15 protein-coding genes are annotated in these 16879 nt (G+C 66.2%); 6 read left to right on the forward strand and 9 right to left on the reverse strand.

Annotated features, from left to right (window positions below; translation table 11 throughout):
* Nucleotides 1–35 precede the first annotated feature (35 nt).
* The 4 genes from ybgF to glmM all read left to right on the forward strand — a co-directional run bounded on the left by ybgF (nucleotide 36) and on the right by glmM (nucleotide 5555).
* A complete protein-coding gene (ybgF, locus tag AC1DEZ_RS18765) occupies nucleotides 36–959 on the forward strand; it encodes a tol-pal system protein YbgF (RefSeq protein WP_476780356.1) in 924 nt (307 codons plus the stop codon).
* Entirely contained in the window at nucleotides 956–2014 is a 1059-nt protein-coding gene (gene tilS / locus AC1DEZ_RS18770; protein WP_476780357.1) for a tRNA lysidine(34) synthetase TilS, read from the forward strand. The genes ybgF and tilS overlap by 4 nt, the downstream gene beginning before the upstream one ends.
* Before the next feature lie 109 nt (nucleotides 2015–2123).
* Nucleotides 2124–4049, forward strand: coding sequence for an ATP-dependent zinc metalloprotease FtsH (gene ftsH / locus AC1DEZ_RS18775; protein ID WP_441510178.1), 1926 nt, complete (start codon nucleotides 2124–2126; stop codon nucleotides 4047–4049).
* A gap of 162 nt (nucleotides 4050–4211) precedes the next feature.
* Nucleotides 4212–5555, forward strand: coding sequence for a phosphoglucosamine mutase (glmM, locus tag AC1DEZ_RS18780; RefSeq protein ID WP_441510177.1), 1344 nt, complete (start codon nucleotides 4212–4214; stop codon nucleotides 5553–5555).
* Between the two features lie 133 nt (nucleotides 5556–5688).
* Here the strand turns inward: glmM and AC1DEZ_RS18785 are convergent, their stop codons facing one another.
* On the reverse strand, nucleotides 5689–6456 hold the full coding sequence (locus tag AC1DEZ_RS18785) for an SDR family NAD(P)-dependent oxidoreductase (protein WP_476780358.1): 768 nt from the start codon (nucleotides 6454–6456) through the stop codon (nucleotides 5689–5691).
* Nucleotides 6457–6708: 252 nt separating this feature from the next.
* Here AC1DEZ_RS18785 and AC1DEZ_RS18790 point away from each other — a divergent pair, with 252 nt between their 5' ends.
* Entirely contained in the window at nucleotides 6709–7746 is a 1038-nt protein-coding gene (locus tag AC1DEZ_RS18790; protein ID WP_476780359.1) for an L-idonate 5-dehydrogenase, read from the forward strand.
* Nucleotides 7747–7751: 5 nt separating this feature from the next.
* On the opposite strand, the gene AC1DEZ_RS18795 is transcribed toward AC1DEZ_RS18790, so the two are convergent.
* The 4 genes from AC1DEZ_RS18795 to AC1DEZ_RS18810 all read right to left on the reverse strand — a co-directional run bounded on the left by AC1DEZ_RS18795 (nucleotide 7752) and on the right by AC1DEZ_RS18810 (nucleotide 12269).
* A complete protein-coding gene (locus tag AC1DEZ_RS18795; protein ID WP_476780360.1) occupies nucleotides 7752–8897 on the reverse strand; it encodes an alpha-D-ribose 1-methylphosphonate 5-triphosphate diphosphatase in 1146 nt (381 codons plus the stop codon).
* Nucleotides 8898–8982: 85 nt separating this feature from the next.
* On the reverse strand, nucleotides 8983–10656 hold the full coding sequence (locus AC1DEZ_RS18800; RefSeq protein WP_476780361.1) for a formate--tetrahydrofolate ligase: 1674 nt from the start codon (nucleotides 10654–10656) through the stop codon (nucleotides 8983–8985).
* A gap of 158 nt (nucleotides 10657–10814) precedes the next feature.
* A complete protein-coding gene (locus AC1DEZ_RS18805) occupies nucleotides 10815–11501 on the reverse strand; it encodes a glutathione S-transferase family protein (protein WP_476780362.1) in 687 nt (228 codons plus the stop codon).
* A gap of 18 nt (nucleotides 11502–11519) precedes the next feature.
* A complete protein-coding gene (locus AC1DEZ_RS18810) occupies nucleotides 11520–12269 on the reverse strand; it encodes a haloacid dehalogenase type II (RefSeq protein WP_476780363.1) in 750 nt (249 codons plus the stop codon).
* Nucleotides 12270–12386: 117 nt separating this feature from the next.
* Between AC1DEZ_RS18810 and gpmI the strand changes: the two genes are divergently transcribed.
* Entirely contained in the window at nucleotides 12387–13901 is a 1515-nt protein-coding gene (gpmI, locus tag AC1DEZ_RS18815; protein ID WP_476780364.1) for a 2,3-bisphosphoglycerate-independent phosphoglycerate mutase, read from the forward strand.
* A 75-nt stretch (nucleotides 13902–13976) separates the two neighbouring features.
* On the opposite strand, the gene AC1DEZ_RS18820 is transcribed toward gpmI, so the two are convergent.
* The 4 genes from AC1DEZ_RS18820 to AC1DEZ_RS18835 form a co-directional block, all read right to left on the reverse strand.
* On the reverse strand, nucleotides 13977–14828 hold the full coding sequence (locus AC1DEZ_RS18820) for an outer membrane protein (RefSeq protein WP_476780365.1): 852 nt from the start codon (nucleotides 14826–14828) through the stop codon (nucleotides 13977–13979).
* Nucleotides 14829–15040: 212 nt separating this feature from the next.
* Complete coding sequence (locus AC1DEZ_RS18825; RefSeq protein WP_441510168.1) at nucleotides 15041–15325, reverse strand: hypothetical protein; 285 nt, start codon at nucleotides 15323–15325, stop codon at nucleotides 15041–15043.
* Nucleotides 15326–15418: 93 nt separating this feature from the next.
* Entirely contained in the window at nucleotides 15419–16255 is an 837-nt protein-coding gene (fghA, locus tag AC1DEZ_RS18830) for an S-formylglutathione hydrolase (protein ID WP_476780366.1), read from the reverse strand.
* Between the two features lie 159 nt (nucleotides 16256–16414).
* A partial coding sequence (locus AC1DEZ_RS18835) for a zinc-binding dehydrogenase (RefSeq protein WP_476780367.1) occupies nucleotides 16415–16879 on the reverse strand: 465 nt, incomplete at its 5' end.

A 16879-nucleotide genomic window follows, 5' to 3' on the forward strand; every position in this document is an offset into this window, starting at 1 on the left:
GAAAGCGCGACATGTTCGGAAAACCGGTTTCATCGATGCTTCCTTCGATCCTTGCCCGTCATCTTTCCCGTTCGGGGCTGGGTGCGCTCGCTTGTGCCGCTGCGCTTTTCGGCGGGGCCGTGCCCGGCTCGGCGCAGGATGCCGCTGACCTGCTGGTGCGCACGACGCGGCTGGAGAACCAGCTGCGCCAGATGTCCGGCCAGATCGAGCAGCTCCAGTTCGAGAACCGCCGCCTCAGCGAACAGGTGCGCAAGTTCCAGGAAGATGTCGATTTCCGCCTGAACGAGAAGGGCGGCGGGCGTCCAGGTGCGGCAGCGCCGAGTGGTGGCGCCCCTGCGGCGCCGCAGCGTCAGCGCCGTGGCGACGCCTTCGATCCGACGATGCAGCAGGGCGCGGCCGGTGCGCCGCAGCAGCTCGGCGGCGGGATCGCCGGCATCATCGAGGATGAGGATGGTGGCGGACCGGCCACGGGCCGGCCGCTCGACCTGCAGGGCGTCGGACGCCCCGTTCCACAGGGCGGCCTGTCGCAGGCCATGCCGCGGGGGGCGAGCGTCGCGGCCGCCAGCGGTCCGCAGAGCGCCAAGGAGGCCTACGACCTCGCCTTCGCCTCGCTTCAGCGCCGGGAATACGAGCAGGCCGAGATGGGCTTTCGCCAGTTCCTGCAGAGCTATCCGCGCGACCGGCTGGCGATCGACGCCACCTATTGGCTCGGCGAGAGCTATCTGCAGCGGCAGCGCTATCGCGAGGCGGCCGAACAGTTCCTGAAGATCTCGCGGGAATCGCCGAAGGCGACCAAGGCGCCGGACAGCCTGCTCAAGCTCGGCATGGCGCTGAACGGGCTCGGCGCCAAGGACCAGGCCTGCGCGACCTATGCCAAGGTCGGCGTCGATTATCCGTCGGCCTCCAATGCGGTTCGCCAGGGCGTGGCGCGCGAGCGCCGTCGCTCCGGCTGCGCTTGAGCGCGCTGCCGCAGAATGAAACGTATGCGTCGCCGGTCTCGCCTGTCGAGGCCGGCGAACTCTTTCTGGGGTTGACGCAGGAGCGCGCGCTGCTCGTCGCGGTTTCAGGCGGCCCGGATTCGGTCGCGTTGCTGGGGCTGCTGGCCGAGTGGGCGCGCGCTCCGGGCCGGCCCTTGCTCCATGCCGCGACCGTCGACCATGGCTTGAGGCCGGAGGCCGCGGCGGAGGCTGTCGCCGTCGCCGCGCTCTGCGCGCGCCTCGGCGTCGCGCATGCGAACCTGCGCTGGGAGGGAGAGAAGCCCGCAAGGGGTATCCAGGCTGCGGCCCGGCACGCCCGTTACGCGCTGCTGGCGGGAGAGGCGAAGCGGCTCGGCGGCGCCGCTCTCGTGACCGCCCACACGCTCGACGATCAGGCCGAGACGATGCTGATGCGGCTCGCCCATGGCTCCGGCCCGTCCGGTCTCGTCGGGATGCGGGCCCGAACCGTGAAGGACGGTGTCGTGCTCATCCGCCCGCTTCTCGGCCTTCCGAAGGCGCGGCTCATTGCGACCGCCCGGGCGCGGGGCCTTCCTTTCGTCAGCGATCCGAGCAATGCCGACCAACGCTTCGAGCGTGTTCGCTGGCGCGAGATCATGCCGGTTCTCGCTGAGGAGGGGCTGACCGCCGAGCGCTTCGGGCGGATGGCGGAAAGGATGGCGCGGCTGGACGCTGCGGCGAGCCAACGCGCGCAGGCCGTGTTTGCGGCGGTCGGTTTGCCGCGAGAGGCGGGCGAGGACCGGCTGCGGCTCGATTTTTCGGCGCTGATGGCTGAGCCGGACGAGATCGTTCTGCGCGTGGTCGGGCGGGCGCTCGATGCCGTCGTGACCACCGGCGACCGCTACCGTCGGCTGGGACGGCTGGAGGATTGCGTGCAGGCGCTGCGTGCCGCGACGAAGACAGGTTCTGCCATGAGACGGACATTGTCCGGCTGCATGATAAGGATCGGCTCCGACGGCGTTCTGCTCCTCGAACGGGAGCCGCCGCGGCGACGCGGCGTTCACCCTGCGACATCTTAGTGCCCCTACGTCTTCTGTTTCCCTTGGCAAGGGCGACCGCCGCTCCTAGATTAGTCCAGTAAACCCTTGGCCTTATCCGGTTGGTCCGGCAGGCCCGATCGGACTGGTGATGAATCCGAATTTTCGTAATTTCGCCCTCTGGGTGGTGATTTTCCTTCTCGTCCTGGCGCTGGTGACTCTGTTCCAGAGCCCAAGCCAGCGCGCGAGCACCAACGAAATCCCCTACAGCCAGCTCATCAACGAGGCTGAAGCCGGGCGTGTCGCCAATGTCGTGGTCGCTGGACAGGAGATTTCCGGCAGCTTCTCCGATGGCCGCAATTTCGTGACCTATGCGCCCTATGGCGACCCCAACCTCCTGAAGACCATGGCGCAGAAGGGTGTGCAGGTGTCGGCCCGTGCGCCGTCCGAGGGCACGCCGTGGTTCATGGCGCTGCTGGTCAATTCGCTGCCCTTCGTCATCTTCATCGGCCTGTGGATCTTCATGTCCCGCCAGATGCAGAACGGCGCCGGCCGGGCGATGGGCTTCGGCAAGTCGAAGGCCAAGCTGCTGACCGAGGCGCATGGCCGCGTCACCTTCGAGGACGTCGCGGGCATCGACGAGGCCAAGGAAGACCTGCAGGAGATCGTCGAGTTCCTGCGTGATCCGCAGAAGTTCCAGCGGCTGGGCGGGCGCATCCCGCGCGGCGTGCTGCTCGTCGGCCCTCCCGGCACCGGCAAGACCCTCACGGCGCGCGCCGTCGCGGGTGAGGCCAATGTGCCGTTCTTCACCATCTCGGGCTCTGATTTCGTCGAGATGTTCGTCGGCGTCGGCGCGAGCCGCGTCCGCGACATGTTCGAGCAGGCCAAGAAGAATGCGCCCTGCATCATCTTCATCGACGAAATCGACGCGGTCGGCCGTCATCGCGGCGCCGGCCTCGGCGGCGGCAATGACGAGCGCGAGCAGACGCTGAACCAGCTCCTCGTCGAGATGGACGGCTTCGAGCCGAACGAGGGCGTGATCATCATCGCCGCGACCAACCGTCCGGACGTGCTCGACCCGGCGCTGCTGCGCCCGGGCCGCTTCGACCGCCAGATCGTCGTGCCGAACCCGGATGTTGCCGGCCGCGAGAAGATCCTCAAGGTTCATGTCCGCAAGGTGCCGATGGCCCCTGACGTCGATCTCAAGATCCTCGCCCGCGGCACGCCCGGCTTCTCGGGCGCCGACCTGATGAACCTCGTCAACGAGGCGGCGTTGCTCGCGGCCCGTCGCGGCAAGCGCATGGTCACCCATGCCGAGTTCGAGGACGCCAAGGACAAGGTCATGATGGGCGCCGAGCGCAAATCCATGGCGATGTCCGAGGAAGAGAAGAAGCTGACCGCCTATCACGAGGCTGGCCATGCGATCGTCGGTCTCTATGTCCCGGCCGGAATTCCCGTCCACAAGGCGACGATCATTCCGCGCGGTCGCGCGCTCGGCATGGTGAAGTTCCTGCCGGAGGGCGACCGCTATTCGATGAAGTTCAAGGAGTTCACCTCGCAGCTCGCGGTCGCCATGGGTGGGCGCGTGGCGGAGGAGATGACCTTCGGCCGCGAGAACGTCACCTCGGGCGCGACCGGCGACATCCAGCAGGCGACCAAGATGGCCAAGGCCATGGTCACGCAGATGGGCTATTCGGACGAGCTTGGCATGGTCGCCTATGGCGACAATCAGGAAGAGGTCTTCCTGGGCATGTCGATGGGCCGCAGCCAGTCGGTCTCCGAGGCCACCGCCCAGAAGATCGACGCCGAGGTGAAGCGCCTCGTCGACAATGGCTATCAGGACGCCAAGAAGATCCTGACCGAGCATCATGACGAGTTCGTTTCGGTGGCCGAGGCGCTGCTCGAATTCGAGACGCTGACGGGCGAGGAAATTCGCGACCTCATCGCCGGCAAGCGCCCCTCGCGCGATCTCGACGACACCCCGCACGCTCCGCGCGGTTCGGCCGTGCCGAGCGCCGGCAAGGGCCGCAAGCGCGGCGAGCCGGATGCGGGCATGGAGCCGCAGCCGCAGGTCTGATGCATCCAGCAGCGTTGAAGGAAAGGGCGGCCTCAGCGGCCGCCCTTTCTGTTTGACCGGCCACGATGTCACGTTCCGTCATAATTTGTGAGAAGGCGGAAAGCTTTTTTGGCTATAGAACACGCACAATCGGGCGTTGCAGCCCCTCGGAAGCGGAACGCAATGACGCGCAAATATTTTGGAACCGACGGCATTCGCGGGCGGGCGAACGGCGTCATCACGCCCGATCTTGCCATGAAGGTCGGCCAGGCGACTGGGCTCGCCTTCCGCCGCGGTGAATATCGCCATCGGGTCGTGATCGGCAAGGATACCCGCCTCTCCGGCTATATGATCGAGTATGCCATGGTCGCCGGTTTCACCGCGGTCGGCATGGACGTGTTGCTGCTCGGCCCGATGCCGACGCCGGCCGTCGCCATGCTGACGCGCTCGATGCGCGCGGATCTCGGCGTGATGATCTCGGCCTCGCACAACGCCTATGAGGATAACGGCATCAAGCTGTTCGGGCCCGATGGCTACAAGCTCAACGACGAGGTCGAGCGGGAGATCGAGGCGCTGATCGACGCCGATCTCGGCCCGCGCCTGGCGACTTCGCCGGCGCTCGGCCGGGCCAAGCGTATCGACAGTGCCGATGCACGCTATGTCGAGTTCGCCAAGCGGACGCTGCCGCGCAATCTGAGCCTTGAAGGCCTGCGCATCGTGCTCGATTGCGCCAATGGCGCCGCCTATAAGGTCGCGCCGCAAGCGCTCTGGGAGCTGGGCGCCGAGGTCATCACCATCGGCGTCGAGCCCGACGGCTTCAACATCAACCGCGAGATCGGCTCGACCCATCCCTCGACGCTGATCGAGAAGGTCAAGGAGATGCGCGCCGATGTCGGCATTGCGCTGGACGGCGACGCCGACCGCGTGCTCATCGTCGACGAACACGGCCATATCGTCGATGGCGACCAGCTCATGGCGGTGATCGCGCGCAGCTGGATGGAAGACGGCCGTCTCTCGGCCCCAGGTATCGTCGCAACCGTGATGTCCAATCTCGGGCTGGAGCGTTATCTGGCGGGGCTGGGCCTCTCATTGGCGCGCACGGCGGTCGGAGACCGCTATGTGCTGGAGCACATGCGCAACCACGGCTTCAACCTTGGGGGCGAGCAGTCCGGCCATATCATCCTTTCGGATTTCGGCACGACCGGCGACGGCCTCGTCGCAGCGCTGCAACTGCTCGCGGTGGTCCAGCGGATGGACAAGCCGGTCTCTGAGGTCTGCCACTGCTTCGAGCCGCTGCCGCAGATTCTCAAGAATGTGCGCTACAAGGCCGGCAAGCCGCTGGAGGAGCAGCCCGTCATCAGCGCGATCGAGGCGGCGAAGCAGTTGCTGGGCGACAGCGGGCGCCTGGTGATCCGCCCGTCGGGAACCGAACCGGTGATCCGCGTCATGGCGGAGGGCGACGACCGCGATCTGGTCGAGCGCGCCGTGGACGATGTGGTCGATGCGGTGACGAAGGCCGCGGCCTGAGCCCAGGCGTCATGCTCGGGTTCGACCCGAGCATCTCCAGCCGGAGGAGGCTTTTGTGCTGTCTCCTCCTGCCGTCTCGTTCCGCGCTTCTCGGGTCAGCTGACGCTGCCCGAGAAGGCCGGCTGAGGCGTCCTCACACCACCGCGGTCAGGCCACCGTCGACCATCAGCAGGTGACCGTTGACGTAGTCGGATGCCGCCGCGGACAGGAAGATGGCGGCGCCGACGAGTTCCTTCGTCTCGCCCCAGCGCCCGGCCGGTGTGCGGGTGGAAACCCAGTTCGAGAAGGCTTCGTCCGCAATCAGCGCGGCATTGATCTCGGTGGCGAAATAGCCGGGGCCGATGGCGTTGGCCTGGATATTGTGCTTGCCGAGCTCGGCGGCGAGCCCCCGCGTCATCATCTTCACCGCGCCCTTCGATGCCGTGTAGGGAATGATGGTGGCGCGGCCGAGCTCGCTCATCACCGAGCCGATATTGATGATCTTGCCGCGCTTGCGCGGCACCATCCGCTTCGCCACCGCCTGGGTGACGTAGAACACGGAATGCAGGTTGGTGTTCATCACCTCGTGCCAGCCCTCGACCGGGAATTCGGTGATCGGCGCGCGCTTCTGCATGCCGGCATTGTTGATCAGGATGTCGATCGGCCCGATCTCGGCCTCGATCGCGGCAATGCCCGCCTCGACGGCCTTGTGGTCGGTGACGTCGAAGGGGGCGATGGAGGCCTTGCGCCCGGCCGCAGTGAGCGCCTGCTGGGCCCGTTCGAGCTTGGCCCTGTCGCGGCCGTTCAGCACGACATGGGCGCCGGCCTCCGACAGGCCCTCTGCGAGCGCCAGGCCGATGCCCTGGCCGGAGCCGGTGACCAGCGCGATCTTGCCTTCGAGACTGAACAGCGACAGCGACATGGCGTATCCTCGCAGCGTTCTGGTGTGAGCAAATTCGGTTTGCGCAAAGCCTGCATCTTTGGGTAAGCAGGTTTCAATCGATTAGACAATGATGGATTGGCTTTCTCGGCCCTCATCATGAGGGGCAAGGCGCAAGCCTTGCGTCTCGAAGGAGGCTCCCGAGGGCGCTGGATCAGCCTTCGAGACGCCGCTTCGCGGTTCCTCAGGATGAGGGCTGAGAAAAGCAGGCCAGTCGGATCAGGGAGAGCCACCATGCGGGCCGTCGTTATTCATGCCGAGAAGGATCTGCGCGTCGAGCCGACCACGGCGCCTGAATTGAGACCGCGCGACGTCCGCGTGAGGATCGAGGCCGGCGGCATCTGCGGCTCTGACCTCCACTATTATCTCCATGGGGGCTTCGGCACGATCCGCGTGCGGGAGCCGATGATCCTCGGCCATGAGATCGCCGGCCGGGTCGAGGCTGTCGGCGGCGAGGTCTCGCGGGTGCAGCCGGGCGATCGCGTCGCGGTCAATCCGAGCCGGGCCTGTGGCCATTGCCGCTACTGTCAGATGGGACTGCAGCAGCACTGCACCGACATGCTTTTCTACGGCTCGGCGATGCGCTTCCCGCATGTGCAGGGCGGCTTCCGCGACGTGCTCGTCGTCGAGGAGCGGCAGGCGGTGAAGGTCGCGCCGCATGTCACCGCTGCCGAGGCGGCCTTCGCCGAGCCGCTCTCGGTCTGCCTGCATGCCGCCAAGCGTGCGGGGCCGTTGCTCGGCAAGCGCGTGCTGGTGACGGGAGCGGGGCCGATCGGCGCGCTCACCATCGTCGCAGCGAAAGCGGCGGGCGCCGCCGAGATCGTCGCGACGGACGTGGTCGACGGACCGCTGCCGATTGCGCGGAAGATGGGCGCGAGCGCAACCGTCAATGTCGCGGCCGAGCCTGATCGGCTGAAGGCGGAATACGGGGCCGAGAAGGGCGCGTTCGACGTGATGTTCGAAGCCTCCGGCAATCAGCATGCGCTGACCGGCGCCTTCGACGTGATCAGGCCGGGCGGCGTCATCGTGCAGATCGGCGTCGGCGGCCAGTTCACGCTGCCGATGAATGTCCTCGTCGCCAAGGAATTCGACCTGCGCGGTTCTTTCCGTTTCCATGAGGAGTTCGACTGGGCGGTGGCGATGATCGGCTCCGGGAACATCGATCTCTCGCCGCTGCTGACGGCCACGATCCCGGTCGACCGAGCGGTCGAGGCCTTCGATCTCGCCGCGGACAAGTCGAAGGCGATCAAGGTGCAGCTCGACTTCGCCTGAACGCCTCAGCCGGTGAGCAAGCTCGGGTCGGCGAGGTGGACGAGCCGGCCGTTGGCGATGGTCGCCACCACACGCGGTGTGGGCTCCGGTCTGACGATGACGAGGTCGGCCCTCAGGCCCGGCGCGATCCGGCCGCGGTCGGTCAATCCCAACGCCGTCGCCGGGTTATCCGAGACAAGCTTCCAGGCAGCGGGGAGGAAGGCCGCGCGACGCTCGGCCAGAAGGAAGGGCGCGAGCGGCAGCGCCGGGTAATAATAGTCGGAGGCCAGGATGGTGCAGAGCCCCTGGCGCACCATCTCCTCGGCGGCCGGGCAACCCGTATGCGAGCCGCCGCGCACCACGTTGGGCGCGCCGAAGACGATCGCCTCTCCAGCTCCGGCCGCCTCGCGCGCCGTCGCTTCATTGATCGGGAATTCGGCGACGGCGATGCCGAGCGCGCGATGTTCCCGCCGCATCTCAGGGCTCATGTCGTCATGGGACATGATCGGCACGCCGGCCTTGCGCGCCGCCTCGGCCAGCCTGATGATCGAGCCCGCGACCTCGCCCTTGCGGGCATAGACGCGATCGACGAGCTCCATGAATTCGCCGTGGCTCAGGCCCGTGCGCTCGACCATCTTGCCGACCTTGTCCGGCCGGTGGCGGGATTTCAGCGTGCCCTCGGTGTGGTCGTTGAAGGCGAGGACGCCGATGCGCCCCTCGGCGAGCCATGCGGCGATCTCGTCCTCGGCATCAAGGTTGAAGGTCTCGTGGCGCATGTGGAAGCGGGTATCGGCGCCCAATTCCGGCTTGAGCGCGGCGATGCGTTCGACCAGCCGGCGCGCGTTCTCCGCACCGCGCAGGCCCGGTTCCCAGGACCAGGTAACGCCGTGGAAGGCGGTGGTGATGCCGCTCGCCAGGAGAGCCCGGTCGGCGTCACGCAGCGCCAGGTCGATGTCGAAGGCAACGCCCGGGCGCGGCATGATGTGGCGCTCGAAGGCATCGCCATGGCAGTCGACGATCCCCGGCAGGACAAGACAGCCTTGGGCGTGGATTACGAGGCCCGCCGTTTGCGAGCCCCCACCCAGAGAGGTGATCCGACCTCCGTCGAGTGAGACGTCCGTCGTGAGGAGTTCGTCTAGGAGCGCTTGGCCGCCCGTGATCTTCATGCTCATCTTTGCCGCCCCGCTGTCGATGCCGAGGCGCGCCGCTTCGACGAGCCACATGACGAAGGCGTGACGGCAGCCATGGGAAGAGCCGTCAGAACAACCCTTCGATCCGCCCCAGCGCGTCGATATGGATACGCTCGGCCGCCGGATGACGCGGCAGGCCGGGCATCGTCATGATGTCTCCGCAGATCGCGACGACGAAGCCCGCGCCGGCCGAAAGCCTGAGCTCGCGCAGTGGCACGATATGGCCGGAGGGGGCGCCACGCAGCGCCGGGTCGGCCGAGAAGGAATACTGGGTCTTGGCGACGCAGATCGGCAGGTTGCCGAAGCCGGCCGCCTCCAGCTCGGCCAGGCGGTCACGCAGCCTGCCGTCGACGCCGACGCCTGCAGCCCCGTAGATCTCGCGGGCGATCGTCTCCAGCTTCTCCCGCAGCGGCATCTCGTCGGGGTAGAGCGGGGCGAAATCGGCGTCGTCCTCGTCGGTGAGCGCGGCGACCTTGCGGGCGAGCTCCTCGGCGCCGGCGCCTCCCTCGGCCCAGTGCCGGCAGATGATCGCCTCGGCGCCCAGGTGGTTGCGGCAGTAGTGGCGGATTAGATCGTGCTCGGCCGCCGTGTCGGTGGCGAAGTGATTGATCGCGACGATCGGCGGCACGCCGAATTTGCGGATGTTCTCGACATGGCGAGCGAGGTTGGCCATGCCGGCTTCCAGCGCCTTGAGGTTCTCCTGGCCGAGCTCGTCCTTGGCGACGCCGCCATGCATCTTGAGGGCGCGCACTGTGGCGACGACGACAGCCGCAGCGGGCTTGAGCCCGGCCTTGCGGCATTTGATGTCGAAGAACTTCTCGGCGCCGAGATCGGCGCCGAAGCCGGCCTCGGTGACGACGTAGTCGGCGAGTTTGAGCGCGGCGCGTGTCGCGATCACCGAATTGCAGCCATGGGCAATATTGGCGAAGGGGCCGCCATGGACGAAGGCGGGCGTGCCTTCCAGCGTCTGCACCAGATTCGGCATCAGCGCATCCTTGAGCAGGACGCTCATCGCGCCCGTCGCCTTGAGGTCGGCTGCGGTGATCAGGCGCTTGTCGCGCGTGCGGCCCACGACGATGCGGCCAAGACGCTCGTCGAGATCGATCGCGTCGCGCGCCAGGCAGAAGATCGCCATCACTTCGGAGGCGACGGTGATGTCGAAGCCATCCTCGCGCGGAAAGCCGTTGCCGGGGCCGCCGAGCGAGGAGACTGTTGAGCGCAGCGCCCGGTCGTTCATGTCGAGCACGCGTCGCCAGGCGATGTGCCGGGTGTCGAATTCCAGCCCGTTGCCCCAGTAGACATGGTTGTCGACCATGGCCGCGAGCAAATTATGGGCGCTGGTGATGGCGTGGAAGTCGCCGGTGAAATGCAGATTGATCTGCTCCATCGGTACGACCTGGGCATAGCCGCCTCCGGCCGCGCCGCCCTTGACGCCGAAGCAGGGGCCGAGAGAGGGCTCGCGGAGTGCGATCAGCGCGCGCTTGCCGATGCGGGACAGGCCGTCCCCGAGACCGACCGTCGTCGTGGTCTTGCCTTCGCCGGCCGGTGTCGGGCTGATCGCCGTGACCAGGATCAGCTTGCCGTCCGGCCGCGTTTCGAAATCGGGGATCGCCTGGGTGTCGATCTTGGCGATATGTTTGCCGTAGGGATTGAGCGCCTCTGAAGGAATGCCCGCCTGCTCGGCAATAGCGGCGATAGGTTGAAGCGTCGCGGCGCGCGCGATCTCGATATCGGTCGGCATCCGTCCTCTCGGAGACTGTACTTGCTCCGCGCCTCCCCGGAGGCAGAGCCGCGGCGACACTGGCGTGAAACGCCCGTCGCCGCCAGCGCTTTTGCTGCGGTGGCTGCCATGATGCACAGGCGTGCGGCGCTTCGCGGTGAGCGCGCCGCGCGGGCCGCTCAAGCTTTCAGATGAGCGTTCTGCGGGAACAGGCACTTGAACGCTTCCGCGTCGAAATCGGTCTTGAAGGCGAACTGATCCTTAAGGGCGACCGCGCGCTGCGCCGCGGGCCGGGCCGAGATCTCGTCGAGATGGCGCTTCACATGCGGAAACATCTCGGGCCAGGTTTCGCCCACCGCGAAGGAAAGGCGGGTCGCCCAGCCCCAAATGGACATGTCGACCAGCGTGTAGACGTCCCCGAGCATGTAGCGGCGCTTGGCGAGGAGATCGTTGACGATGCCCCAGTGGCGCTCGGCCTCACGGGAATAGCGGTTGATGGCGTAGGGGATTTTCTCCGGGGCGAAGCGGCTGAAATGCACGGCCTGGCCGCAATAGGGGCCGATGCCGGTGGCGACGAACATCAGCCAGGACAGCATCTCGCCGCGTGCCTTCGGCGTATTCTCGGGCAGGAACTGCCCGGTCTTCTCGGCGAGGTAGAGCAGGATGGCGTTGGAATCGAAGACGGTGACGTCGCCATCGGTGAGGGCCGGGGTCTTGGCGTTGGGATTGATCGCCAGGAATTCCGGCTTGAACTGATCGCCCTTGCGCGTGTCGACCGGCACCATCTCGTAGGGCAGGCCAGCCTCTTCGAGGAAGAGCGCGATCTTCGCCGGGTTCGGGGACGGGTGGTAGTAGAGCTTGATCATGGGGCTCCTCGGCGGCGCTCAGGCCTGTCTCAATGCGGCGACATAGGAGACGAGATCGGTGAGCGCGGCAATGGTCGCGTCGGCCTGGAAGCCGAGCTGCTCCGGCTGCATCCTGAGCGCCTTGAACATCAAGGCCGGGTCGATCGTCGCGGCCATTTCCAGCTCGCAGCGCAGCCTGTCTGTCGAGACGCGCTCGATGCGGGCGACGTGGAAGCCGTGCGATTTGGCACCGGCGATGTCGAAGCCGTTGGAGGAGACGAAGAGGATTTCGTCCCGCGTCAGCCCGAGCCGCTTCTCGACATAGGCGTAGCCCCGCGGGTCGGGCTTGTAGATGCCGATCTCGTCGACGCTGATCACGGTCTCCAGCAATTCGCCGAGGCCGGCATGGGCAACGAGCCGCTTCAGCATCGCCGGGCTGCCATTCGAGAAGATGGCGAGGCGGTACGGGGCGAGCCCTTCCAGCGCCGCCCGCGCCTCCGGATAGAGGGCGAGCGCGTCATAGGCCTCGGCGATCTGCCAGACGAGATCAGGCGGCGCCGAAAGGCCGAGCGTACGCAAGGTGAAGTCGAGCGAGTCGCGCGTGACGGTCCAGAAATCCTCGTAGCGGTCCATCAGGGCGCGCAGCCAGGTGTATTCGAGCTGCTTCAGCCGCCAGATCTGGGTGATCGTCGTGCCATGTCCGGGAAACGCCCTGTCCGTGACGGCCGCGACGGATTGCACGTCGAACAGCGTGCCATAGGCATCGAAAACCAGCGCCTTGATCGTCATCGGGGCCTCCCATTGGGGCTTCGCCGCGGTTCCGCCGCTTTCTTAGCACTCGCATAGACGAGCGGGTGCGTGATATCCGCACAAGCACCTTTCACAGATGCCGACAGGTCAAAGCCGATGCCGCCTCGCCCCGTGATGCTGATGATCCTCGACGGCTGGGGCTGGCGCGAGCAGAGCGAGAACAATGCGATCCGGCTGGCGAAGACGCCGAATTTCGATCGTTTCTGGGCGAGTTGCCCGCACGCTTTCTTGCGTACCTCCGGGCTCGACGTCGGGCTGCCCGAAGGCCAGATGGGCAATTCCGAGGTCGGCCACCTCAATCTCGGTGCCGGCAGGGTGGTGATGCAGGACCTGCCGCGGATCAACCAGGCGATCGCGGATGGCTCGATCGAGGCGGCGCTCGCGGATTCGGGCCTCATTGCGGCGCTGAAGGCGAGCGGCGGGGCCTGCCATCTGCTCGGCCTGGTCTCGCCCGGCGGCGTCCATGCCCATCAGGACCATGCGGTGGCGCTCGCCCATATCCTGGCGAAGCAGGGTATCCCGGTGCAGGTCCACATCTTCACCGACGGGCGCGATACGCCGCCGCAATCGGCGGCTGAGTACGTGAAAGCCTTTGCCGCCGCACTGCCGCCCGGCGCGACCATCGCCAGCGTCTGCGGCCGCTACTACGCGATGGACCGCGACAATCGCTGGGAGCGGGTCGAGAGGGCCTGGCGTGCGATGGTGCTGGGGGAGGGCGAAGCCTTCGCCACGGCCGATGCCGCGATCGCGGCTGCCTATGCCGGCAAGGTCAACGACGAATTCATCCTCCCGGCGGTGATCGGCGGCTATGCCGGAATGAAGGATGGCGACGGGCTGCTCAGCTTCAACTTCCGCTCGGACCGCATCCGCGAGATCCTGAATGCGGTGCTGGAGCTTGATTTCACCGGCTTCGAGCGCCCGCGCCGGCCGCAGCTCGTCAAGGCGGTCAGCATGACCTCCTACAGCGCCGAGCTCGACAAGATCATGCCGGCGCTCTTCCCGCCGCAGACGCTCGCCAACGGGCTGGGCGAGACGGTCGCCAAGGCCGGTCGGACGCAGATCCGCATGGCGGAGACGGAGAAGTATCCGCACGTCACCTATTTCTTCAACGGCGGCGAGGAGACCCCTTATGCCGGCGAGGAGCGGGCGATGGTGCCGTCGCCCAAGGTCGCGACCTATGATCTGCAGCCGGAGATGTCGGCGCCGGAGCTGACCGCCAGGGCGGTCGAGGCGATCAACTCCGGTCGCTACGATCTTGTCGTGCTCAATTTCGCCAATCCCGACATGGTCGGCCATACCGGCGTGCTGGCGGCGGCGATCAAAGCGGTTGAGACGGTCGATGCGGGTTTGGGCGCCATCGCCGAGGCGGTGCAGCGTCAGGGCGGCGCGCTGCTCGTCACCGCCGATCACGGCAATGCCGAGCTGATGGTCGATCCGCAGACCGGAAAGCCCCATACGGCGCACACGACCAATGTCGTGCCGCTGGTGCTGATCGGCGGGCAGGCCAAGGCGCTGGCGGATGGGCGCCTGGCGGACATCTCGCCGACATTGCTGGCATTGATGGGGATGGCGCAGCCGGAGGAGATGACCGGGCAGTCGCTGCTGCGCTGAAGCGCGCCGACCGACAAAAGCAAAACGGCGCGGAGATGATCCGCGCCGTTTCGTTTGCTGGCTGTCGAGGCCGGCTCAGTACTTGCGCACGACCGGCGGTGCGTAGGCGACCGGCTCCGGCGTGCCGCAGCAGTTCGGGTCGCCGAAGTTCCAGCGCATGCCGATGCGGAAGTCGTGGCTGTCGATATCCTTGGCCTTGAGCGGGCCATAGCTCTCGGGGAGGAAGGCGTTCTGGATGCGGCCCGACTGGCCGTCGCCCAGGTTGAGGTAGCGATAGCCGAGTTCGAGCGTGAGGTTCTTGTTCACCTCGTAACCGAGGCCGGCCATGAGCGCCCAGGCGACGTTGGTCTTGGTGCCGTTGTTCGCATAGCCCAGCGTCGGGAAGCCGGCGACCGAGCCCTGGTCGGTCAGGCCGCTGATGCGGTTCTGCGTGAAGCCGATGCCGGCGCCGATATACGGCGTCAGGCAGTTCCAGGTGCCGAGGTCGATATAGCCGTTGAAGAGCGTGACCAGCGAGGACAGGTTGCCCTTGTAGGTGTTGGTCTGATTGTCGTTGATGAAGGGGTTGAAGACGATGTCGTTCACCCCGATCGACGAAGAGCCGCGATATTCGCCGGTGACGTCGAAGCGGAGCCAGTTGTTGAAGCGATAACCGATGCCGAGGCCGGCGAAGAAGGCCGAGTTGTCGGTCTTGCCGAAGAACCTGCCGCCGAACTGGGCAACATCTTCCTGAAAATACTTGCCGACGGTCTGTACGCCGACGCCGACGTCGCCGCGCAGGTAGATGCCGCTGGAGATCGTGCCCTTGAGGCCCAGGGGCTCGGGCGGGGGAGGCGGAGGCGCGTAGGCCAGATCGGCCGCTTGCGCCGCGAGGGAGGCACCGAGGGTCAGGGCGCCCGCCAGCGCGAGAGTTTTCAGGCTGCCCATGGCAGTGTCCTTCGCGTTTGCGCGGCGCAAGAACGCAGCCCGCGCGAGTTACCAACGGGAAGAACCTGGCAGATATTTCTTAAATGACCCTTAACCCTAACTGCTAACCTTACTTTTGCCTGAAGAATGCCCGGATTATTAACGAAATCTTGTCGCTCGCGGAATTGGCCGGAGCTTGAGGCGGGCACAATGGCGGGCAGGCCGCCACCCTGTCATTGGCAGGGCAGAGTCGCGTTCAGCTTGCTGCGGATGATCGGCAGCGACAGGCTCCTGAAGAAGCTGTGAAAGCGTTGGGGTGCCCGAAAGGCCAGGCGGTCGCCATGCTGCCAGACGGGAACGACCGTGCCGTTGAGATGCGCTGCCATCGCAGCAAGCCGCATTCTGTCGATCGCGGCCTCCTGAGCCACGCGGGACTGCGCGCCGAAGGAGCTTTCGACCGGAACGATGACAAAAAAATTCCCACGCTCATTCAGATGAGCGATCTGCATTTCCATCATTGATAGGCCGCACCTGTGGCCCCCCGGGGCATAGTTGGCCTCAAATAGCGTTAAGCAGCATCCTCCATTTGGATGAATTCCGTGGGGCGCCGGCTACGCGAATAGCCGCTCGGCATGCCAGGCGATGTGCTGCGCCATGAAGGTCGAGACGAAATTATAGGAATGGTCGTAGCCGTCCCGCATCGTCAGCTGCAGGGGGATTCCGGCCGTTGCGCAGGCGATTTCGAGCAGTTGCGGGCGCAGGCCCTCATCGAGGAAGCCGTCGGCGGTGCCCTGGTCCACCAGCAGATCAGGGATACGATGCCCATCCGCGATCAGCAGGGTTGAATCATAGGCGCGCCAGGTCGTCTCGTCGGGGCCGAGATATTTCTCGAAAGCGGGCCGGGACCAGCCGGCGGTGGAGGGCTGGGCGATCGGCGCGAAGGCGGAGATCGACGCGTAGCGCCCGGGGTTCTTGAGCGCGAGCGTGATCGCCCCGTGCCCGCCCATGGAGTGGCCGAAGATGCCTTGCCGGCGCATGTCGAGCGGAAAATTCTTGCTGACCAGCGCCGGCAACTCGTCCCGGATATAGCTCTCCATCCGGTAGTTGCGGGCGTAGGGCTCCTGGGTGGCGTCGAGATAGAAGCCGGCGCCCGAGCCGAATTGCCAATTGTCGGGCTCGTCCGGCACGGCTTCGCCGCGCGGGCTGGTGTCGGGGCAGATGATGGCGATTCCGTTTGCGGCGGCTGCGGCGCGGTACTCGCCCTTATCCATGACATTCTGATGGGTGCAGGTCAGCCCGGAAAGATACCAGAGCACGGGAACCGGGCCATCCTCGATCTGGTGCGGCAGATAGATCGCGAAACTCATCGGGCAGGCGCAGGCCGTGCTTTCATGACGATAGACGCGCTGGGAACCGCCGAAGGCCTTGGAGGAGGAGAGGAGTTCCATATGGGGTCCTTTCTTGTGGGCGGCGGCGAGACGTCATTTTCCGGATGGGGAGCACTTTCCCGGGAGCCGGAGTTCAGAGAATGCCAGCAAAGAGGATGGCCGGGGCGCGCCCGGCCATCGCGTCCTGATGCCCGCCCTATGAGGCGGCAAAACGGCGGCTCAATACACCACGACGCTGCGGATCGACTTGCCCTCATGCATCAGGTCGAARCCGTGGTTGATCTCRTCSAGGCTCAGCTTGTGGGTGATCAGGTCGTCGATGTTGATCTTTCCTTCCATATACCAGTCGACGATCTTCGGCACGTCGGTGCGCCCGCGCGCGCCGCCGAAGGCGGTGCCCTTCCAGACGCGGCCGGTGACCAACTGGAAGGGACGCGTCGCGATCTCCTTGCCGGCCTCGGCGACGCCGATGATGATCGACTCGCCCCAGCCGCGATGGCAGCACTCCAGTGCCTGACGCATCACATTGGTGTTGCCGGTGGCGTCGAAGGAGAAATCGGCGCCGCCGCCGGTGAGGTCGACGATCGCCTGCACCACCTTGTCGTTGCCGATCTCGGCCGGGTTGATGAAGTCGGTCATGCCGAACTTCTCGGCCATCGCGCGCTTGGCCGGATTGATGTCGAC

The sequence above is a fragment of the Allobosea sp. 10L422 genome (assembly GCF_056395345.1).